This is a genomic window from Telluria sp. B2 (genome assembly GCF_051789535.1).
In the GTDB taxonomy this organism is placed as follows: Bacteria; Pseudomonadota; Gammaproteobacteria; order Burkholderiales; family Burkholderiaceae_D; genus Telluria.
On the sequence record NZ_CP196525.1, the window covers coordinates 1,579,197 to 1,601,232 of the forward strand.

Here is a 22,036-nt window from a genome sequence, read left to right on the forward strand (position 1 = left end):
GACCGATCGATGCCTTCGCCAACCGACCCATCGATGCAGGGCCTGCCCGACTATGCCGAGCTGTTCTGCCTCTCGAATTTCTCCTTCCTGCAAGGCGCGTCGCATGCCGAGGAGCTGGTCGAACGGGCGGTGCGGCTGGGGTACGCGGCGCTGGCGCTGACCGACGAGTGCTCGCTGGCCGGCGTCGTGCGCGCCCATGCCGAGGCGAAGAAGGCGGCGTTGCCCTTCATCGTCGGCGCCCATTTCCACCTGAAGCAGCCCGACGGCAGTCCGGCGCTGTCGCTGATCCTGCTGGCCCGGAACCGCAATGGCTACGGCAACCTGTCCGAATTCATCACCCTGGGCCGCACGCGCAGCGAGAAGGGCACTTACTTCCTCACACCCGATGATATCGCCAGGCCGCAAGAGGCGCTGGCGCACCTGAAAGGCATGCCGGACTGCCTGGCGATCCTGCTGCCGGCTTATCCCGGCCACGACCAGGCCGGGGTGGACCGCCTGCACATCCAGGCGAAGTGGATGATGGAACAGTTTCCGGGCCGCGCCTGGATCGGTCTGACCCTGCTGCACCGCGCCTTCGACGAGGCGCACCGCCTCACGGTGGAAGAAGTAGGCTGGCAGCACGGCCTGCCGATCGTCGCGCTCGGCCACGTGACCATGCACGTGCGCTCGAGGAAGCCCCTGCAGGACACGCTCACCGCCACGCGCCTGGGTAAACCCGTGGCCGAATGCGGCTATGGCCTGGCGCAGAACGCCGAGCAGCACCTGCGCGCGCGCCTGCGCCTGGCGAACATCTATTCGAAGGAAGCCCTGCGCGAGACCCTGCGCATCGCCGGCCTGTGCAGCTTTTCCCTCGACGAGCTGCGCTACGAATACCCGAACGAGGTGGTGCCGCCGGGCCAGACCGCGAGCAGCTTCCTGCGCGCCGAAACCTGGATCGGCGCGCACCGGCGCTTCCGCGAAGGCATTCCGGCGAAGGTGCAGGCCCAGATCGAGCACGAGCTGCAGCTCATCGCGGAAATGCAGTACGAGCACTACTTCCTGACCGTCTACGACATCGTGCGCTTCGCGCGCTCGCAGGACATCCTGTGCCAGGGCCGCGGCTCGGCCGCCAATTCGGCGGTGTGCTACTGCCTGGGCATCACCGAGGTCGATCCGGCGCGGGCCAACCTGCTGTTCGAACGCTTCATCTCGAAGGAACGCAACGAGCCGCCGGACATCGACGTCGACTTCGAGCACCAGCGGCGCGAAGAGGTCATCCAGTACATCTACGCCAAGTACGGCCGCACCCGCGCCGCGCTGGCGGCAGTGGTGATCAGCTACCGGCCGAAGAGCGCCCTGCGCGACAGCGGCCGCGCGCTCGGCATCGATCTGGCCATCATCGAGAAGGTCTGCAAGAACCATCACTGGTTCGACAGCAAGGCCGATCTCCTGAACCGCCTGAAGGAGTCGGGGCTCGATCCGGAAGCGCCGCTGTCGCGCCAGTGGGCCACCCTGGCGCAGCAGCTGTTGAATTTTCCGCGCCACCTGTCCCAGCACCCGGGCGGCTTCGTCATCGCCCAGGGAAAACTGTCGCGCCTGGTTCCGATCGAGAATGCGGCCATGCTTGACCGCAGCGTCATCCAGTGGGACAAGAACGACCTCGAGGAACTGGGCCTGATGAAGGTCGACGTGCTGGCGCTGGGCATGCTGTCGATGCTGCGCCGGGCCCTGGCCCTGGTCAGCCTGCGCCACGACATGGCCTTCGAGATGCAGGACATCCCGCCCGACGACGCGGCTACCTACGACATGATCTGCGCGGCCGATACGGTCGGCGTATTCCAGATCGAGTCGCGCGCGCAGATGAGCATGCTGCCGCGGATGAAGCCGCGCGTGTTCTACGACCTGGTCATCGAAGTGGCGGTGGTGCGCCCGGGCCCGATCCAGGGCGGCATGGTCCACCCGTATTTGCGGCGGCGCCAGGGCCTGGAACCGGTGGTCTACCCGAGCGAGGAGATGAAGGTCGCCCTGGAGCGCACGCTGGGGGTGCCGATCTTCCAGGAGCAGGTGATGCAGGTGGCGATCCTCGGCGCCGGCTTCACGCCGGGCGAGGCCGACCAGTTGCGCCGCGCGATGGCGGCCTGGAAGCGCAAGGGCGGGCTGGAGCAGTATTACGAGCGCATCGTGCGCGGCATGCTGGAACGCGGCTACGACCTGGCCTTCGCCGAGCAGATCTTCAGCCAGATCCAGGGCTTCGGCGAATACGGTTTTCCAGAGTCGCACGCGGCCAGCTTCGCGCTCTTGGCCTATGCCAGTTCCTGGATCAAGTGCCACGAGCCAGCAGCCTTCCTGTGCGCGCTGCTCAACAGCCAGCCGATGGGCTTCTACAGCCCTTCGCAACTGGTGCAGGACGCGCAGCGCCACGGCATCGAGGTGCGCCCGGTCGACGTCAACATCAGCGGCTGGGAATCCACCCTCGAGGAGCTGCACGACCGCAGCCGCCAGCCGGCGGTGCGCCTCGGCCTGTCGCTGCAGCGAGGCATGAGCCGTGAGGCCGCGATGCGCATCGAGGAAGCGCGCGCGATCCGCCCCTTCGAGAGCGTGGCCGACCTGGCGAGAAGGGCGGGCCTGGACCGGGGCGACCTGCAGGTGCTGGCCGGCGCCAACGCCCTGCGCTCGCTGGCCGGCCACCGGCGCGAGGCGCTGTGGCAGGCGGTGGGCGCGGTGCCGGACAGGGACCTGTTGCGTCCGACCTCGGTGGCCGAGGACATGCCCCTGCTTGCCGCGCCGTCGGAAGGCGACGAGATCGTCGGCGACTACCGCGCGCAGGGCCTGACCCTCGGCCGCCATCCGCTGGCGCTGCTGCGCAAGCAGTTGCTGGCGCAGCGCTTCATGCCCGCGTCCGTGCTGAACGAATACGCGGACGGACAACTGGCGCGCGGCTGCGGCATCGTCACCGTGCGCCAGCGCCCCGGCACGGCGAAGGGCGTGCTGTTCATCACGCTGGAAGACGAAACGGGAAACGTCAACGTCATCGTCTGGCCGGACCTGGTCGAGCAGCAGCGGCGCGAGGTGCTGGGGGCGAACCTGCTCGGCGTGTACGGCATCTGGCAGAGCCAGGGGCAGGGTGAGGATCAAGTGCGGCACCTGGTGGCCAAGCGGCTGGTGGACATGTCGCATCTGCTCGGGCGGCTGACGACGAACAGCCGGGATTTTTGCTGATGGGGTGGGCGCCGAACGGTTTCTGCAGCATGCCCCCACATGCCGGCTCACATCTCCTTACAAACCGCGCTAACGTGATTTTCAAAAGGCGCTAAGCTCTACCTTCGGAACGGAGAAGTGGGTAGCACATCATGAAGACGCAACTGCTTGAAGATATCGGTCAAAGCACGACATCATCCCTGACGCCTCCTAAAGCAGCCGGAACCGCGAAAGCAGCGAAAGAGGTGCAAGACCTTGCGCCTGCGGGAAACGCACAGCCTGCCAGGCCCCGCTCGGCCTCCGGCGTATGGCGGCAGAAGCCGTCGGGCGAGCCGCTCATTTCCATGGCGCAGCAGCCAGAAGAGCCGCCATCTCTGGAGTTGAACAAGGTATTCGAGGAAATCGCCGCCCTGGAGGCGCAGTTAATGCCTCCGGGGCAGCAGCACGAGCCTGGCAGTGCTGCGGCCGGGCCGGAGCACGCGCTTCCCGCTTCCCCAGCCGAGTTCCCGCGTCAGCCTGACATTCCCCTGGCCGAGTCCCTGCATCGGCCTGCCATTCCCCCAGCCGAGGCCAGGCCTGCCCCGGACCCGGCGCACAGTGCGGCCGCGCCGCAGGAACCCCGGTTCGACTTCACGCCACCCCCGCAGGTGCGACAGGCAGCCAATCCGTTCACGCCCGCCCCAACGCGGTCCAGGCAGCGCTATCTGGTCTGGACGGCATGCCTGCTTTCGGCTGCGCTGCTCATCCTGGGCGGCCGCTGGTTGTACCAGGAGCGCAACGATGCCAGGTCGCTCGCGCTCATCGCCGATGAAGCGAGGGCGCAGCCCCGGAGCGCCCGGGTCGATACTGCGGCGAAGCCGCCAGCGATGGCCGCGCAGGGGACCGCGCCGGAACCAGAGGAGGCTGCGCGCGTGGCGCCCGCCATGCCGGCGAGCCGTCCTTCGCCTGCCGTGCCGCCCCTGGTGATGCTGGAACCCGAGCCGCCCGCCGCCAGGCCGCCTGAACAGCCATCCCCGTCGGCGAGCCAGACGGTGCCTCCGGTGACGCCGCCGCCTGAACTTGCCAAGGAACAAGGAGCCGCTGCCCCATCGCCGAAGCCGTCAAGCCGAACGGCGCGCGCGCGGTCCGACGCAGTAGCCAGGCCGGCAAAGGAAAAGGCCAAACGCGAGCCGCCCCGCCAGCTTGCACGCGCATCCGCCCCTGCGAAAGAAAGACCGCCGGCGCGGGATACCTCGATGGCGGCAACGCTGAAGGCCTGCAGGGAACATGGATACCATGCGACGCAATGCATCAAGCAGGATTGCAGCGTGACCCAGTATGGCTTCGTTTGCCGGGGGCAGTGAGCGCTCACCATTCAAACCGCCCCCCCACGCGGCGCCGCCTGCCGCGCTCCACGAAGATCATGTCTTGCCGCCGGCCTGGCGCCAGCCCGGCATCCGATTTGCTGTATCATTCTTGCAACCCTCGCTTCCAGGCTCGCCTGCGAGACTTCCTTCCCACCCGGATCAACCATCATGAATTCCTTCTGGAGTCCCTGCATCAGGGAACTGACTCCCTACGTGCCCGGGGAACAACCGCGCATCGACAAACTGGTCAAGCTCAATACCAATGAAAGCCCCTACGGTCCTTCGCCCAAGGTGCTCGAGGCCTGCCGGGCCGAAGCCGCCGACAGCTTGCGCCTCTATCCCGATCCCGACGCCACCCGGCTGAAACAGGCCCTGGCGGCCTACCACGGCGTGGCGCAGGACCAGGTATTCGTCGGCAACGGCTCGGACGAGGTGCTGGCCCATGCCTTCTACGCTTTCTTCCAGCAGGAGGAAGCGATCCTGATGCCGGCCATCAGCTACAGTTTTTATGCGGTCTATTGCCGCCTGTACGGTATCGATTACGCAGCCCTGCCGCTGGATGCCGGGATGCGGATCGATCCGGCCGACTACGCGCGGACCTGCGGCGGCGTCGTGCTGGCCAATCCGAACGCGCCGACCGGGATTGCGCTGACCCTGGACCAGATCGAAGCGATCGTCCAGGCCCAGCCGGACCGTGTCGTGTTGATCGACGAGGCCTACGTGGATTTCGGCGCCGAGTCGGCCGTCGCCCTGGTCGCACGCTACCCGAACCTGCTGGTGGTGCAGACCTTCTCGAAGGCCCGCGCCCTGGCGGGCCTGCGGGTCGGCTATGCGATCGGCCAGCCTGGACTGATCGCCGGACTGGAACGGGTCAAGAACAGCTTCAACTCCTATCCCCTGGGGCGACCGGCAATCGCCGGAGCGGTCGCTTCCATCGAAGACGATGCCTGGTTCAGGGACAGCGTGGCGCGCGTCGTCACCAGCCGCGAACACCTGACCCGGCAGTTGACCGAACTCGGCTTCACCGTCCTGCCGTCGGCCGCGAATTTCGTGTTCGTCACCCATGCGCGCGCGCAGGCAGGCGCGCTGGCGTCGGCCTTGCGCGAGCGGGCGATCCTGGTACGCCATTTCAACAGCGGGGGCATCGATAACTACCTGCGCATCAGCATCGGCACCCCGGCCGAGTGCGACAGGCTTTGCCTGGCGCTGAGGGATATTCTCGGGGCCTGAGGCCGGTGTTTGCCGACCAATTGCATTCGGCAAGGCCTGACTGTGTCCTTTTGCCGACTCGACAGGCCCCCAGGATCAATTCGCGGCCTATACTGGAAGGCATTCCCCCTCACTGAGAGCTTGCCATGAAAGCGATTCATCCTTTCTGCGCGGCAGTAGGCGCCGCACTCGTGTTGTCCACGAGCGGCGCGCTGGCCGAGACACTCAAGAAAGTCGACGGCGTGCTGGCCGACACCTTCGGCATGACGGTCTATACCTTCGACAAGGACACGGCCGGTTCCGGCAAGAGCGCCTGCACCGGGCCCTGCGCGAAGATGTGGCCGCCCGTGCCGGCCACCGGCGACAGCATCGCCGCGCCATACTCCGTCATCACGCGCGAGGACGGCGCGAAACAGCTGGCCTACAAGGGCAAGCCGCTCTACCTGTACGCCAACGACACCAAGCCCGGCGACCGCAAGGGCGACAAGGTGAAGGATGTCTGGCACGTCGTGACCGACTAGTCCACCGCCGGCGCCGGAAGCCGGCGGATGAGCAGGATTTGCACCTGATACTGATAAAGCGTTATCATTAGGTGCTGCGATGCAGGACCGCGATGGGCCACGCCGGTTCGTCGACGATCCTTGCCGTGTTCGTTCCTGCCGTTCCGAAGGCTTCATTCATGAAAAGAAAGTTCCTGCCGCTGGCGCTTGCCTCGGTCACGCCGCTGTTCGCCCCTCCCGCCCATGCCGAGGAACCAGCCATCGCGATGGGCGAAGTACGCGTCAGTGCGCGGCACAGCGAGGTTCCCTGCTCAGCAACAGCATCCTGGCCTCGGTCGACGTGCTGGGCGCGGACCAGGTCGAGGACAAGAACGTCATGAACAGCTGGGAGCTGGTCGGCCAGCTTCCCGGCGTCCAGCTGACCGAGACCCGCATGGGCGCGGAATCGGGCAAGGCCACCTTCCGCGCCTTCAATGGCGAAGGCTACATCAACGGCATCAAGGTCCTGATCGACGGCATTCCCAGCAACGTCAACAGCGGCAACCAGCGCTTCATCGACATGATCTTCCCGCTGGAGGTCGACTACATCGAGGTCGTGCGCGGGACCAACGATCCGCGCTATGGCCTGCACAACATCGGCGGCAACATCAGTTTCGGCACGCGCCAGGGCGGCAACTACACCGATGGCAGGCTCACCCACGGCAGCTTCGATACCCACGAGCTGCAGCTTGCGCTGGGCCGCGAGAACGCGGGCTTCGCCCAGAACTATTTTCTCGCCAGGCAGGATTCCAGCGATTACCGCGCGCATGGAGACTCCGAGAAGTACTCGGCCGGCGCCAAGTGGTTCCTGAGCTCGGCCGACAAGACCGTCAAGGCCGGCCTGATCGTGCGCGCCTACAGGCACACGGCCGAAGAGCCGGGCTTCCTGACGGCCGCGGAGATGGCGCAGGACCGGCGCCAGTCCCCGACCAGGAATGCGCACGACAGGAGCGCGCGCCGCATGAAGCATGCAAGCGCGCACCTGGACTGGCAGATCACCCCCGACCTGTTCTTCAGCAACAAGCTCTACTTCAACGAGTACACGGACGACCGCCGGGTCACCTTCACCAGCAATCCCGCCGGCACGGCGCCGCGGCAGCGCCGCCAATGGGATGAAGACCAGGCTGGCCTGCTGAGCAACCTGACCTGGCGCCTGGACGACGCACTCGTCATCGACGGCGGCGTGAACGTGGAACGGCAGGACAATGCCTATCGGCGTGACCGCTACCGCTACGCCCTCCCGACCGACTTCGGCGCACCGGCGGCCACGCAGAACGATGACGACTACAGCTTCGACAACGTCGGCGCCTACGTGCAGGCCATCATCAGGCCGGCGAATTCGCTGAAGATCATTCCCGCCTTCCGCGTGGACAGGTTTGCCGGCGATACCCACATCCGTACGCGCGACCTGACCGGGCGGCTGCAGGACTACGGCTGGATCGAGCAGCCCAAGCTGAGCATGGTCTACAGCCCGGTGCGCAGCGTCAGCCTGTATGCCAACTGGGGTCGCAGCTTCCAGGTCCTGACCGGTTCAGAGGCGCCGGCCTACCTCGTTCCCGGCCAGGCCAGCTTCAAGCCGTCCATCAATACGGGCAAGGAAATCGGCATCAAGCTCAAACCTGCCCAGGGCGTCGACCTGCGCCTGGCCGTATGGCGCCAGGATGCCACCGGCGAGGTCGCCAACATGCCGGCCACCGGCACCACGGTCGGCCTGGGCCGGACACGGCGTGACGGCGTCGACCTCCAGGCGTCGGCCAGGCTCACGGACAAGCTCGACCTCCGGCTTGCGCACTCGCTGCAGAAGGCCGAGGTCGTCAGCGCCTTCACCGCCGAGGGCCTGTCCCTGAAGGGCAGGGAAGTGATCGCCACGCCGCGCCGGATCACCAATGCCGGCGCCGAATACCGCGCTTCAGGCAGCCTGCGCCTCGGCCTGCAGGGCCGTGCACAGGGCGGCTATTACATCGACAACGAGAACGCCCAGGGGAAATTCGGCGGCTTCGTGCTGTTCGACGCCAGCCTGCGCTACGCGCTGTCCGAGCGCACCAGCATCGATGTCCAGGTCAGGAACCTGGCCGACCGCCGCTACGCCTATGCCTGGTACGACAATTTCTTCTGGCCCGCTGCCGACGCGCAGGCCATGTTTTCACCGGGGCCGGGACGCTCGGCCTACATCTCCCTGAACGTGAAGCTGTAAGCCCATGAAAGAAGCACTTCCTGTAGCGGCGCAGCGCCGCATCATGAGTATCGACGCGCTGCGCGGCCTGGTCATGGTCTTCATGCTGGCCGACCACGTGCGCGAAACCTTCCTGCTGCACATGCAGGTGTCCGATCCGATGGACGTGGCGGCGACCCCGCCTTCGCTCTTCGTTTCGCGCCTGATCGCGCACCTGTGCGCACCGGTATTCGTGTTCCTGACCGGCCTGTCGGCCTGCCTCTACGCGGCAAAGCACAGGGACGGTCCGGCCGCCGCCGCATCCTTCCTGGCCAGGCGCGGGCTGTTCCTGGTCGTGCTCGAGCTGACGCTCATCAACTTCGCCTGGACCGCGACTTTCCCGCCCAAGGTCATCTACTTGCAGGTGATCTGGGCCATCGGGCTGTCGATGCTGGCCCTGGCTTGCCTGGTCCGCCTGCCGCGCAGCGCACTGGCCGCGCTCGGCCTGCTGATCGTGGCCGGCCATAACCTGCTCGACCCGGTGCATTTTGCCGCCGGCCATCCCTTGCACGCCCTGTGGGCGGTGCTGCACGAGCGCGGCTGGCTCGAAGTGGGGGAGAGCCTGCGTCTTCGCACCTCCTACCCGGTGCTGCCCTGGATCGGCATCATCTGCCTGGGTTACGCATGTGGCCCGTGGTTCGCCCAGGGTGTTGCGCCGCAGGCGCGGCAAGGACGCCTGCTCGGCTGGGCAGCGGCGGCGCTGGCCGGATTCGTCCTGCTGCGCGCCCTCAACGTCTATGGCGACCGTCCCTGGGGCCCGGGAATGACCACGGAACAGGCCATCATGAGCTTCTTCAACGTGACGAAATACCCGCCTTCGCTGCTGTTCGCGGCGCTGACGCTGGGCATCGGCCTGCTCCTGCTGGTGCTGCTGGAACGCCGCCATGGCGTGCTCGCGGCCAACCTGGCAGTGCTGGGCGCGGCGCCGATGTTCTTCTACATCCTGCACCTGTACGTGTTGCAGGTCATTGCGCGCGTGCTCGACGCCGCTGGTTTCGCGCCCCGGATGGACAGCGTGTGGCCGGTCTGGATGCTGACCGTTGTCCTGGCCCTCGCCCTGTTCCCGGCGGTGCGCGCCTTTGCCGCTCTCAAGGCAAGGCGGCGCGACCTGGCCTGGCTGAAATACCTGTAGCGCCCGGTCCCGGCGCCTGGGCCGGCACTTGCCATGAAGCGACTGGTTGCTGGCGGAGAATCCAGGGCGGCATATCACGTGCCGCGCGGTTTGCGATCGGAGTAGAGTGGCGCCACCATCCATACGGGAGGCCCAGCATGTTCAGCATCGACGATTTCGCCCAGCTGCAGTTCCTGACCGGCCGCTGGAAAGGCCAGGGCGCCGACGGCAAGGAGTTCTACGAGGAATACGAGCGGCCCGAGCCGAACGTGTTCCAGTCGCACCGCTACGCCAGCGCGGCGTTCGACGGACGCACCGACGGCAGCACGATTTCCTTCAAGGATGGGGAAGTGATGTCGCAGTGGGGCGAATTCACCTGGAAGGCCTCCAGCATCGGCGCCGACAACGCCATCTTCGAACCCGTCAACGCGCCCGCCCGTTTCGAGTGGCGCCGGATCGACGAGTCGACCCTGGAAGCCCACCAGCGCTGGAGCGCCGAGGGTAAGGAGCAGGAGCACACGATCCGGCTCACCCGGATCTGAAGCGAAGCCACCTCAGGGGGGAAGCCCCAGCCACTTGCGGTAGGACCCGTAATGGTGGATCACGAAGCCGCCAAAGGGCTGCATCGCGCCCACGCTGCGGGCTGTCTCGCCGAGTTCGCGCTCCATGTCCGCCGCCTTCAGGTGGTGGAAGGACACCTTCCTGATCGCGTTCGGCAGGGTCTCGACGCCGATCAGCACGCGGCGCTCGATGCGTTCGGCGTAGCGCAGTTCGTCCATCGCATGGCTGACGATGCCGTCGCCGCCGAGCGCATGGTCGCGGTAGTCCATCAGCGCCACGTAGTCGTAGATGTCCTGCACGTGCTGGCTGATCGGCTTGCGCTGGCCCTTCCACTCGATCTGCAGGCCGTCCAGCCAGAACGGAATTGCCGGTCCCAGCGGCAGGTCCTGGCCCGAGGCGCGCTTGGCCGCCATCAGCGCGTCCGACAGCGCCACGAACCCGGCCAGCAGCTCCATCTTGCGGGTGGCCCATTCGTCGAGGATGTGGGGCTCGATGTCGACATTGATGCCGTCGAAGCGTTCGTCAAGCGCCGCCGTCCTGTTGTAGTCGAGGACGCGCTGCAGCATGGCCAGCGCCTCGGCCCGGTGCTTGGGCAGCACGTAGCGCTCGGTGTGCAGGTAGCCCGAGCCGAGCAGCGCGTAGGCCTTCAGCCCGGATGCGTGCAGGCGCCGGATCAGGCGCCGGTAGAGCTGCGGTTGCGAGACGATGAGGTTGCGCCGGTCGAAGGCGTCGGCGTACAGGAAGACGGTGTCGATCGATTTCGATTGCAGGAAGGCGATCGCACGGTCCGCCTCGGCGGGATCCTCGAGCATCGCGTAGGAATCCTCTTCCCAGGTCCAGATGGCGCGCGGGCCCAGGCGCTCGGCGGCGTGGGCGCCGGGGGCAAGACCGGCGGCAAGCGCCAGCAGCAGGGTGGCGAGCAGGTGTTTCACAGGCGGGTCTCCACGTGGTACTGGCCGAGACCCACCGGGCGGCCGGTGGCCGGGTGCGAAGGCAGGACCGAGACGAAGTAGCCGCCCGGCGCGACCTTCTCCAGGTTGGGGCGCAGCGTGACCGTGGCCGACTCGCCGGGCCCGAGGCTGCGCGCCGGCGCGGCGGTCTCGAGCAGCTCCAGCCCGTGCTCGTTGGTGATGACCAGCAGGGGCACGAACTCGGGCGAGGTGCCGGCGCCGTGGTTGGTGAAGGTGGCCTCGAAGACGGCCTCCCTGCCGCCGGCGACGCGGCGCACGCCGGTGACACCGATGTCGCCCGCGCTGGCGGCCAGCGCCGTGGCGCGCAGCGTGCGCTCGCCGCCATAGCCGGCCAGTTGCGCCGCGTCGGGCGGCAGCAGGGCCTCGCTGCGCCCGGCCGTGCCGTTCGCCTTCAGGAAATCGCGGAACTGGGCCTGGGCGCGCGCCAGGGCGCCGGCGTCGTCGCTGCGGTCGACCTGCATGCCGTCGCTGACCGTGTACAGCCGTCCCTGCGCCAGGTAGGCCGTGCCCGAGACGAAGTCGCTCATCTCGGTCTTGGTCTGCTTCAGCGGCACCACGTGCAGGTTGCGGAAGGAGGGCTCGGTGTCCAGGCCCGTGCCGATCCAGCTTACGTCGGCTGGGGACTTCAGGCCGTGCCTGTTCGCGAGATAGGCCAGCAGCGAAGGCGCGATGTCGAACTGCGAGGAGATCGCCTTGATCGAGCGCGGCGCCTTCAGCAGCGGCGAATACACGATCAGCGGTACGTGGTAGCGCTCGATGCGCGTGTCCATCGGCAGTTCGGGCAGGCGGTGGTCGCCGGTGACGATGAAGATCGTGTTCTCGTAACCCGGCAGTTGCCGCGCGCGCTCGAAGAACAGGCGCAGCGCGTCGTCGGTGTAGAGGACGCTGGCGAAGATGTCGCGTCCGTTCTCGTGCACCGGCGTCTTCGCCAGCTTCAGTTCGGCCAGGCGCGCGTCGACGCGGCGCAGGTACGCGCTCTTGCCAGGGAAGGTGAAGGGGCTGTGCATGCTGGTGGTCTGGACCATGGTCACGAACGGGCCGGCGGGCGCCTGCGCTTCGCGCGCCAGCGCCACTTCCACCAGGTCGCGGTCGGCATAGCCCCAGTCGTTGCTGCGCTGGTAGGGCGGACCGAAATCCTTTTCGCTCACCAGGGTGTCGACGCCCTGGCGGCGCAGGAACAGGCCTTCGTTGTCGAATTCCAGGTTCGAGCCCGAGTAGAAGCGCAGTTTGTAGTCCTGGCTTTTCAGGACCGTCAGCAGCGAGGCGTGGCGCGGCAGCTTCTCGCCGAGCGCGGCCAGGCCGTTCTCGCCGAAGGGCAGGGAGCCGAACACCGTGGTCAGCACGCCGAAGGTGCGGCCCTGGCCGGACAGGAAGTTCTCGAAATACAGGCTTCTACCCGCCAGCTCGTCGAGGAAGGGCGTGAAGCTGCCCAGGCGCGCGCCGGGGCCGGAGAAGGTGCGGCCCAGGCCTTCGACGATGATGAAGACCAGGTTCGGCGGCGGCGCGCCGGGCCGCGTATCGAACAGCGGGCCCAGGGTGTCGGGCGTGCGCTCGGCATGCGCGAAGGGGTAGCGCGGGTCGCTGCCAGACCACGGCGTCTGCGCCTTGACGCGCGGCGCGGCCGCTTCGATGGGCGCGCGCAGGTAGGCCAGGTTGTTGTCGATGAAGAAGGCGGTCTTGTTGAGCAGGTACTCGGTGTCGGCGTCGGTGCGCGCCACCGGCGGCGCGAAGCGCTGCGGCAGCACGGCAAAGGCGGCCAGGCTGGCGGCCAGGGCGATGCCGGCGGTCCGTGCCGAGGCGCGCGGCCACCAGTCGCGCAGCGTCATCGCCAGCGCCAGCCACAGCAGCGCCAGCGCGGCGGGCGTGGCCACGGCCAGCAGGGGGCTGAGCTGGAAGCCGCCAGCCACGGTAGCCTGCACTTCACCCGTCGAATACGCGAACAGGTCGGCTCCGAGCGGCACGCCCGAGATCCAGTGGTACTGCAGCAGCGCCGCATGGGCGAGCAGCAGGGGGCTCCAGATCGCGCCGAGCAGGACGGTGCGCCAGCGGCGCGAGGGAACCAGGGCCAGGGGCAGGGCGCCGAGCAGGAAGACGAAACAGAAGCGCAGCAGCGACAGCAGGTCGTTGCCGAGGCCGGGGCCGAACAGGCCCGACTGCGGCACGCCGGCGCCGCTGGCATGGACCGCCTCGGCGATGCGCAGGCAGAGCCAGGCCAGCACCAGGGCCGGCAGGGCGTCGAAGGAAAAGGCAAGCGCGCGCCCGAGGCGCGCGAAGGCAGCGCGCACGCCTACCACCGGCGGTACAGGCCGACCGAGACGCCGCGCTCGCGCGCGTCCCCACTATCGCGCGAGAAGTTCGCGCCGACCTTGCTGCCCCAGTCGCGCGACCAGTAGCGCACCCAGGTCAGGCTGCCGCCGCCCGAGCGCGCACGGCCGCCGCCCAGCGACAGCGGATCGTCGCTGCGGCCGCGGTTGGCCGTGGCTTCGACGTAGCTGTCGGCATCGCCGGCGTAGTAGTAGCGCGCCATGAGGCGGTCGCCGCTGCTGTGCGAGTCTCTTGAGACAATGTTCTGGTGGCGCAGCTGGATGTACCAGTTGCCGACGTACTTGCCGAGCGTCGCGCCGTAGATGTTCACGCGCGAATCGAAACCGAGCACGTCGTCGCTGAGCGAGACTTCCCAGCCGCCGCCGAGCGACTGGTAGACCTCGATGCGGCCCGAGTTCTCGGGGAAGAGGCGCGCGGCGGGCGCGCGCTGGTAGCGCAGGTTGGCATAGGCGCCCGGCCACAGGTCGGTGTAGGCGTCGAGCGCCCAGGCGTAGCCGCTCTGGTCGAAGCGGTGCGCGCGCAGGGTCTCGAAGCCGATCGAGCCGCGCGGCATGTAGTGGCGCACGCTGGCGGTCTGGTCGTTCCAGCGCGGGCCGCTGCCGACGTCCGTCCAGCTGCCCGACAGGCTGGCCGCCCAGGTGTAGCCGGCGGCCAGCGCCGCTTCCGGATTGCCGGCGCGCGGCTGCGGCGCTTGGGCTGCAATCGGGGCTGCAACCAGGGCGGCGTCGAAGGCGTCGATCTCGGCCGCATTGCCGCCGGCGGCGCGGGCTTTCGCCAGGTCGGCGCGTGCTTCGGCAAGGCGGCCGGCGGCGCGGTAGGCACGTGCGCGGGCCATCCAGCTCGACGCGTCATCCGGGCGCAGCGCCACCAGGCGGCTGTAGGCGGCGATCGCCGGTTCCGGCTGGTCGTGCCACCGGTGCATATTGCCCAGGGCGAGCCAGACATCGGCATACTCCGGGGACGCCTTGGCCGCCGCTTCGAGGTCGGCCTGGGCCTCGCTCCAGCGGTCGAGGCGGGTATACGCGATGCCGCGCCCCAGCAGCACGTCGACATTGCCGGGCGAACGCAGCAGCAGGGCGTCATAGGCGGCCACGGCCAGCGCCGGCTGGCCGGCATTGGCAAGCGCGCGCGCTTTCTCGTACTGCTCGTCGAAGGAGGCGGTGGTGATTGCAGTGGCGGGCTGGATCTGTTCGGTGGACGGCGGGGGCAGCTGGAAATCGATGGGCATTGGGTGCGGATAAATGAAAGCGAAACTTGCACTGCCTCAAGGCAGTGCCACGGCGCAACTCTGCACGAGCGGCCAGGGGGCGTCAAGACGCGGATATGCCCATGGCGCGCCAGTGTCGCGTGGCGTCGTCAAACGTGGTCTGGAAGTACAGGAAATTGCAGCGTTGGCCTCGACCGCAAGCAGTAGCGCTTTTTTGCCGCCGTGAGTCGGTAACGCCTCCCGTAGGGTGGGCACCTGTGCCCACGCGGTTCCGATGGACCGATAACAGGGCAGGCAACAGCCCCGGTAGCGCATGCAGGTGTTCTATCAAGGCATCGCGGCAAGAGTGGGGCAGGTTCTCGCGCTATCCGGCCGATCGAGGTGACGGCCGTTGTATCAGTACAAGTAGGCTGGGCGCCGCCAGATTGCGGCGTTGATACGGATCAACAATTCCTTGCCGCACTCCCGCACCATTCCAGTGGTTAACACCATCGGCCGCACCGATGGTCAACTCCCTCTGCCACTGGAATCCTTCATGCATTCTCAAGATCTCCTCGCTCTACCCCGCGATCTCACCGATGCGAACCGCCCGATCCGGCTGCGCCTGTCGGGTGAACAGGGGCCGCTTACCGACCGACTGCTGGTCAAGCACGTCAAAGGCCGGGCAAGCATCTGCGGCGGATTCGAATACCGCCTGCTGTGCGTCGCCAGCCAGGCCGGGCTACCGCTGAAGAGTTTCATGGCGATGGCGGCCGAACTTCAGTTCGTGACCGACCGGGGAAATCTGCATTCGGTCTGCGGGATCGTGGCGCAGGCAGCCGAAGGCGAAAGCGACGGTGGGCTGGCCACTTACCAACTGGTGATTCGGGATGCGCTCTCGCTCATGGAGGCGCGCATCAACACGCGCGTTTTCCGGCAGGCCAGCGAGCTCGATATCACCCGTATCCTGCTCCAGGAATGGTTGCAGAAAAACCCGGTCCTGGCACGCGCCTTCGATTTCAAGTTTTTGACAACGGGATCGTATGAGGCGCGCGAATTCACCATGCAATACAACGAATCCGATGCGGTGTTCCTGCGCCGCCTATGGAAACGGCGCGGCCTGGGCTGGTCCTTCGAACCAGGCGAGCCGATGCGGCATGACGCCGTGCGTGGCCATCGGTTGGTCTTGTTCGACGATTCACGATCCCTCGCGCAAAGCCCGGCCGGGACGGTGCGCTATCACCGCGACGACGGTACCGAAGCCCGTGACAGCATTACCGCATGGCACGCCGTGCGCTCGCTGACTGCCGGAGGTGTCACGCGCCATAGCTGGGATTACAAGCAGTCATCGGCAAGCGAGATAGCGATCCCGGGGCACCACGACCAGGGCGAGTTTGGAAACCGGTTTGCCGCAACCCTCGACGAGTACCTGGTCGACTCTCCCCATGCGGGCAGCAACGCGGCTGATTTCCGTACACTGGCCACGTTGCGCATGCAGCACCGCGAGTACGAAGCCAAGCACTTCGAAGCGGAGAGCGGGGTGCGCGACCTGGATGTCGGGCAGTGGATTGCGGTGGAAGGGCATGCGGAAATCGATACGCACGCTGCCGAGGAGCGTGAATTCGTGGTGACCGAGCTGCATGTGGACGCCGAAAACAACCTGCCCACATCCCTGAACGATCGCATCGTGCGCCTGTTTACCTTGAATAAATGGTGCCAACCGGACGATGGCCTGGCGCGCGCCAGTGCCGAACGCGGCGCGCGTTACACGAACCGGTTCAGCTGCGTGCGGCGCGGCATTCCCATCGTGCCCGCATACGACCCGCGTGTCGACCTGCCGAATGTGCAGATGCAAAGCGTCATCGTGGTCACGCCAGGGGACGAGGAAGTCCACTGCGACCAGCGGGGCCGGGTCAAGGTGCGTTTCCCGGCTTGCCGCCCCAGTGACCACGCTCACGCCCAGGGAGCAGGCGCATCCGATAGCGACACCGACTCGGCATGGATCCGCGTTTCGAGTTCCTGGGCGGGCGACCATTACGGCGCGATTGCGCTGCCGCGCGCCGGCGACGAGTGCCTCGTCTCCTTCCTCGGAGGCGACCCGGACCGGCCCGTAATCACGGGCCGCGTCCACGGAGGCCGGACGCCGCCGCCGGATTTCACGCATTCGGGCAGCCTGCCGGGTAACCGTTTCCTGTCGGGGATCAAGAGCCGCGAGGTGAAGGGCCAGCGCTACAACCAGTTGCGCATGGATGACACGCCCGGCCAGATCAGTGCCCAGCTGGCGAGCGAACACGGGCACAGCCAGCTCAATCTCGGCCATTTGCGGCACCCGCGCCGCGACGGGGAAGCTGCCGCGCGGGGCGAGGGCGCCGAGTTGCGCAGCGACGAGCACGTGGCCGTGCGCGCCGCCAAGGGCATGCTGTTGACGGCATGGAAGCGCCTGAACGCGGTCGACGGCCAGCTGGCCCGCGCCGAGTTCCTGTCCTTGATGGAGCAGTGCCTGGAGCAGTGCCGCAGCCTGGGGAACTACGCGGCCGAGCACCGGGCATTGCCGCTCGACGCGGAACCGCTCGGTGACATGCGGACGCAATTGAGCGACTGGGAAAACGGCAGCAATACCGCGCCCGAAGGGCAGGGCGGCGGCAAGGCGCTGATCGGCGTCACGGCGCCCGAGGGCCTCAGCTTCGCCACTCCGAAGGCGATCGTCAGCTATGCCGGCAGCAACCTCGACAGCGTGGCCCAGCAGCACATCCAGCTGACCGCCGGGCAGCGCTTCAACCTCAACGCAGGGCAGGGCGTATCGCTGTTCTCGCACCACGGCGGCATCCGGGCGATTGCCCATCACGGCAAGTTCTTGCTGCAGAGCCAGCATGACGACACCGAAGTCAACTCCGCCAGGAACGTCAAGCTCACCGCCACCGACGGCAAGATCGTCCTGATGGCCAAGGAGATCCAGTTCATTGCCGAGGACGGTTCCTTCGTCAAGGTCGGCGGCGGCATCACGCTCGGCACCAAAGGCGACATCAGGCACCAGGCGGCGAACTTTCCTTTCGATGGCCCGGCGACGATGGCGGCCGAACTGCCGGCTTTCGAGAGCGGCAGCCCCGACCAGAAGTTCATCCTCAAGTACGGGGCCCACGGCGAGGATGCCGTGCCCGCCGCCAACCGCCGCTTCGAGATCGAGATGAGCGACGGCAGCACCTTGAGGGGCGTCAGCGACGCCGCCGGCAAGACCGGGCTGCTGGAGCGCGACGCGATGCATATCGCGCACATCCGCATTCTCACCGACGAACAGTAAGGAGACACTGCATGCTGTATCCACGGCAACCCTATTGCATCGGGCAGGACGCGAGCGTGCTGCAATGCGAGCGCACGTCCGACAAGAAAGTGGACGTCAAGCCCGACCTGCCCTGCAACGTCATCGTCATCCATGGCGTGAACGACGTCGGCACCGGCTTCGGCGCCGTCGAGGAAGGGCTGTGCGCCGGACTCGACATGCGCCTGCACGGCAAGCCCGGCCGTTTCGTGCCCGGCAGCTACCGGATGCCCACTGCCAGGGACAAGGACGTGCTCGAACCAGATCCGGATGCGGTCTTCTTCAAGCGCAAGACCGAGACCGGGACGCACAGTCCGGTCATTCCCTTCTACTGGGGCTATCGGGAAGTGTTCAAGGAGTCCGGTACGAAGAACGGGCAGCGCACCGACCGCTTCGGCAACCGCCTGGACAAGGACCTGTCGAAAGGCGGCGGACCCTTCGCCAACGCCACGAGCACCTTGCCGGACATGTGGAACCGGGGCATCTGCTCGCCCGCCGACGTGGGCGGCGACCCGGTGCGGCCGGTGTTGAGCGCGCCCGGACGCATGTACATGATCCTTGCGGCGAAACGGCTGGCGGCCCTGGTGGCGATGATCCGCGACTACGACGCCAACGAAGCCGTGAACATCGTCGCGCACAGCCAGGGCTGCCTGATCAGCCTGCTGGCCCAGGCCTTCCTGCTCGACGAGGGCAAGCGCCCGGCCGACACGCTGGTGCTGACCCACCCACCCTATAGCCTGGAGGAGGAATCGGGTTTCCTGGTCGGCGCGTCGGAGAAGTTCAAGAGTGGCACCGATCCGGCCATGGAAGGGCACTACACCGTGCTCACGTCGCGCCAGACCTTCGACGCGCGCCTGCGCACGCTGGCCAATATCGTGCAGGGCGTGGCCGCCAGGAAGCACGCGGCGCCGGCCTTCACGGCGCTGACCGACCATGGCAAGCACCACGGCATGGTCGGCGCAAAATGGAGCCCCGGCACTGACCGCGACAACCGCGGCAAGGTCTATCTGTACTTCTGCCCCGAAGACATGACGGTCGCGCTGGACAACATGAAGGGCATCGGCTGGCAGGGCGTGCCGGACTTCATGCGCGGGACGGCCGTGTCGAAAACCGACCCGGGCAAGAAGCGCAGCATCTGGGGCGACGCTTCCGTCAAGTACGCCACCGAGCAGGTGGACCGCAAACCGCTGGCCGAACTGGGGCGCGGTTTCTTCCAGCGCGTTTTCACCGCCAAGCAGCGCCATGACCTGGCGAAAAAGAAGATCGGCCCGGTCCTTGTCGGGCAGCCGCCCCACGATTTCGCACTACGCACCGAGGACGAGGACGATCATGCCCATGTGGCCGATGCCAACCGAACCTTGCGTGCAAATCACCAGGAGGTAGCCTGGCCACCGCAACCGGGCCTGCTCGATTTCATGAAGTCCGATGCGTCCAGGCGCGAGGGTATCCGCACCATCAATGGCGAGGCCCTGCGGGTGCCGGTCCCGGCGGATTTGCGGGGAAGCGGCCAGATCGATGCGAAGAATATCCCGAAAAGCTCGATACAGGCGAAGGTTGCTGCCGAGGATCAGGGGCCTTGCGAGGAGGTCGATCCGATCGACGCTGCGATCGCCATCACCAGCGGCAGCGGATTGAACGCCTGGCGCGAGACCTGTCCCGACCCCAGCGGCGGCGTGCGCCGCCCTGGATCGCCACAAAAGCTCCCGAAGACCGAATGCCAGGTGGTCGAAGAGCGTTACAACCGCGACAAGAAGCTGGATGGCCTGGGCCCGAACGGGCGTCGCAAGATACTGGAGGTCGTGCGCTACCCGGACGGCACGGTCCAGGCGCTCGTGCAGGAAAGCCCGGACGAAGCGCGCAAGCGCTGGCAGCACGAGGTCAGCCCGAAATCCTTCCACGGTTCCATTTTCGGCAGCGCGAAGAATCATCGCAATGTGACGGCTTACGACCTGGCCATCGGCGGCGGACTGGCGTCGAGCGATCCGAAGTTTTATGCGTATTTGTGTGCGGTGGCGGATTGGCGGTTGCAGACGGATCCCAAGGCTGAAAAAAGGCTATCCGTCATGCGATGGGGCGAGTTTGCAATAAGGTTTAGTACTTACTGGAACGTAGAAAACGCAGAGCGGAAAGAACTAATTTTGGGCAATGCCGACTATTACAGTTCTGGTGTACTCCCTTCCTGCGTCCCGGCCCTGCATACAGGCTTGCCGAGTCTCGTCGTGTGCGAAACGGTGGCCGGTGACCGTGTCGTCGCTTTACCGGCATCGGCTGATTCGAAGGGCGGAAAGAAGGGGACAAGATGAGCAGCAAGGCCGGAAAAGCACAGGTACATCCAGCAAAATATGTAATTGGAGCCATTCTCGCGCTCATCGTCCTGATTCCCTTGTGGGCGGTCTTCGTGATGACGGTCATAGAACCAGACAGCTTGACCATTCAGGAGCAAACGATGGGTAATCGAATCTTGTGGTGGGTGGTGGGGCCAGTGGTCGCCGTTGGAGCGCTGTTCGGCGCCCAGTGGGTAAAAGCCTCGAAGAACGAACAAGTCACGCAGAAAGGCGTAGCGGTCCAGGTCCGGCAGGCGGCGCAAGACGAGCAGCAGCAGCGTGAATACGTGCTGGAAGTGATCGGGCTTGGCGTCACCCTGGACAAGTACCGGCAGGGCAAGCTGTGGGAAGCCCTGCAGGCGGGCAACCCGCATGCGACGATCCGCGAACAGGATCCGAAGAAATACAATTGGTCTGCGATTGATAAAGGTGGAACTGGAGGGGGCCGTGGTGGAGACTCCCTGGAGAATGGCGCACAGTTCACGCCAATGTATTACGCGGTTCCGGTCTTTAACGCTGAACCACCGGCATACAATCAGTGGCAGGCAGACACGCCTGAGAGCCCTGATCCGGGACTTGCTGGCGGTGCAGTCGGATCCGGTATGGCATGGCACCTGTTTGTCATTGGTCCACGCCGGTTTGGCGAACAGCCTGATCGTATCATTGAGGACGTGTTCGCCTTCTTCGACGCCAATCCTGACGTGCCCTATGTTGTCTTGAATTCCGAAGACAGCATGGGAACACGGGACGCTAATCGCGCAGAGGGTACGCCCGAATTGCTGAGGGATGGATACTATATTCCCGAGATGCCCGACGCTTCCGCACTCTTCGTACTCGCGCGCCGCGAGCGGGTCGATCCGGTGCGGCCCTTCGTCTGGGATGACCCGGACAACGAGTTCGTGCAAAAGGAGTTCCGCTGGATGTACGGAAATCTGAGAACTGCAGTTCCCAACTGGCAGCGCAAGACGACATTGCAAACGCCGGCCCAGGTCGGCGCCGACATGACACGCCAGGATATCAAGGGAACAGGCGAACGCCAGCCTCTGGTCAGTGAATGGCTCGAAGCCGCCGCCGCCTTCGCCCAGCGCCCCGACGTGCGCGGCACCGGCGTTCCCGGCGTGCTCGGCAAGCTCAACCCCTTCGCCCACTACCCGCCAAGGGAGTGGAAGCCCACCCCTTGGTTCCCCATCCCCTGGAACCGGGAGCAGCTCGAAACCTTCGACCGCCTGCCCACGCTCGGCTACATCCACCGGCCGACCTTTGTCCGCTTCACCGACGAGCAGGGCAAGCCCGTCACGCGCCGCGCGGAACGGCAAAAGCTGCTGCAGGCCGGCTGGCAGGCCGCGCTGCAGACCCTGCCCGAAGCGCAGAGAAGGGAGGCCCCGGCGCGCGTGATCGCCGCCACCGCCAGCAACACCGACCAACTGGTCGCCCTGCACGGCGTGCTCGATGCCCATGCGGCGGCGGGCGGACCCGAGCTCGACAGCGGCAAGTCGAGCCAGTTCATCGACACCGACAAGCGCCTCGGCAATACCGGCGCGGCCACCCTGTTCGTGCAGATGGGTATCGGCGTGATGGGCAGCTACCGCGATGGCGGCGTCAGCGCGGCAATCAACCTGCGCAGCCCCGACGAAGCCTCGATCGTCCTCATCAGCCCGCCCTCGGACGAGCAGCGCAAGAACCAGAAGCACCCGATGGGGGGCGACGTGTTCGCGCACCGCGGCATCCCGGCCGTCGATCTCGGCGCCTATCAATAAGG

General features: G+C 66.5%; 13 protein-coding genes. 10 read left to right on the plus strand and 3 right to left on the minus strand.

Annotation, left to right across the window (positions count from 1 at the left end):
• Positions 1–9 precede the first annotated feature (9 nt).
• From ACSUZJ_RS07055 to ACSUZJ_RS07085, 7 genes are all read left to right on the plus strand, one after another.
• Entirely contained in the window at positions 10–3,198 is a 3,189-nt protein-coding gene (locus tag ACSUZJ_RS07055) for an error-prone DNA polymerase (RefSeq protein WP_499414613.1), read from the plus strand.
• A 131-nt stretch (positions 3,199–3,329) separates the two neighbouring features.
• A complete protein-coding gene (locus ACSUZJ_RS07060; RefSeq protein WP_499414615.1) occupies positions 3,330–4,520 on the plus strand; it encodes a hypothetical protein in 1,191 nt (396 codons plus the stop codon).
• Positions 4,521–4,691: 171 nt separating this feature from the next.
• Complete coding sequence (gene hisC, locus ACSUZJ_RS07065; protein WP_499414617.1) at positions 4,692–5,753, plus strand: histidinol-phosphate transaminase; 1,062 nt, start codon at positions 4,692–4,694, stop codon at positions 5,751–5,753.
• 125 nt (positions 5,754–5,878) lie between these two features.
• Complete coding sequence (locus ACSUZJ_RS07070; protein ID WP_499414619.1) at positions 5,879–6,253, plus strand: COG4315 family predicted lipoprotein; 375 nt, start codon at positions 5,879–5,881, stop codon at positions 6,251–6,253.
• A gap of 319 nt (positions 6,254–6,572) precedes the next feature.
• Positions 6,573–8,465, plus strand: a complete 1,893-nt coding sequence (locus tag ACSUZJ_RS07075; protein WP_499414621.1) for a TonB-dependent receptor — start codon at positions 6,573–6,575, stop codon at positions 8,463–8,465.
• A 4-nt stretch (positions 8,466–8,469) separates the two neighbouring features.
• Complete coding sequence (locus ACSUZJ_RS07080) at positions 8,470–9,615, plus strand: acetyltransferase domain-containing protein (RefSeq protein WP_499414623.1); 1,146 nt, start codon at positions 8,470–8,472, stop codon at positions 9,613–9,615.
• A 137-nt stretch (positions 9,616–9,752) separates the two neighbouring features.
• Positions 9,753–10,136, plus strand: a complete 384-nt coding sequence (locus ACSUZJ_RS07085) for a hypothetical protein (protein ID WP_499414625.1) — start codon at positions 9,753–9,755, stop codon at positions 10,134–10,136.
• 12 nt (positions 10,137–10,148) lie between these two features.
• Here ACSUZJ_RS07085 and ACSUZJ_RS07090 read toward each other — a convergent pair whose 3' ends face one another.
• The 3 genes from ACSUZJ_RS07090 to ACSUZJ_RS07100 are packed head-to-tail and all read right to left on the minus strand — an operon-like array spanning position 10,149 to position 14,679.
• Complete coding sequence (locus ACSUZJ_RS07090; protein ID WP_499414627.1) at positions 10,149–11,087, minus strand: hypothetical protein; 939 nt, start codon at positions 11,085–11,087, stop codon at positions 10,149–10,151.
• A complete protein-coding gene (locus tag ACSUZJ_RS07095; RefSeq protein WP_499414629.1) occupies positions 11,084–13,411 on the minus strand; it encodes a sulfatase-like hydrolase/transferase in 2,328 nt (775 codons plus the stop codon). The genes ACSUZJ_RS07090 and ACSUZJ_RS07095 overlap by 4 nt, the downstream gene beginning before the upstream one ends.
• 2 nt (positions 13,412–13,413) lie before the next feature.
• Positions 13,414–14,679 carry a YaiO family outer membrane beta-barrel protein gene (locus ACSUZJ_RS07100; RefSeq protein WP_499414631.1) on the minus strand — a complete coding sequence of 422 codons (1,266 nt, stop codon included), beginning with the start codon at positions 14,677–14,679 and terminating at the stop codon, positions 13,414–13,416.
• A gap of 514 nt (positions 14,680–15,193) precedes the next feature.
• Between ACSUZJ_RS07100 and ACSUZJ_RS07105 the strand changes: the two genes are divergently transcribed.
• From ACSUZJ_RS07105 to ACSUZJ_RS07115, 3 genes are all read left to right on the plus strand, one after another.
• Positions 15,194–17,935: a type VI secretion system Vgr family protein gene (locus ACSUZJ_RS07105; RefSeq protein ID WP_499414633.1), complete on the plus strand. Its 2,742-nt coding sequence runs from the start codon at positions 15,194–15,196 to the stop codon at positions 17,933–17,935.
• 137 nt (positions 17,936–18,072) lie between these two features.
• On the plus strand, positions 18,073–20,256 hold the full coding sequence (locus ACSUZJ_RS07110; RefSeq protein ID WP_499414635.1) for a T6SS effector phospholipase Tle3 domain-containing protein: 2,184 nt from the start codon (positions 18,073–18,075) through the stop codon (positions 20,254–20,256).
• On the plus strand, positions 20,253–22,034 hold the full coding sequence (locus tag ACSUZJ_RS07115; RefSeq protein WP_499414637.1) for a type VI lipase adapter Tla3 domain-containing protein: 1,782 nt from the start codon (positions 20,253–20,255) through the stop codon (positions 22,032–22,034). The genes ACSUZJ_RS07110 and ACSUZJ_RS07115 overlap by 4 nt, the downstream gene beginning before the upstream one ends.
• Positions 22,035–22,036: the final 2 nt, after the last annotated feature.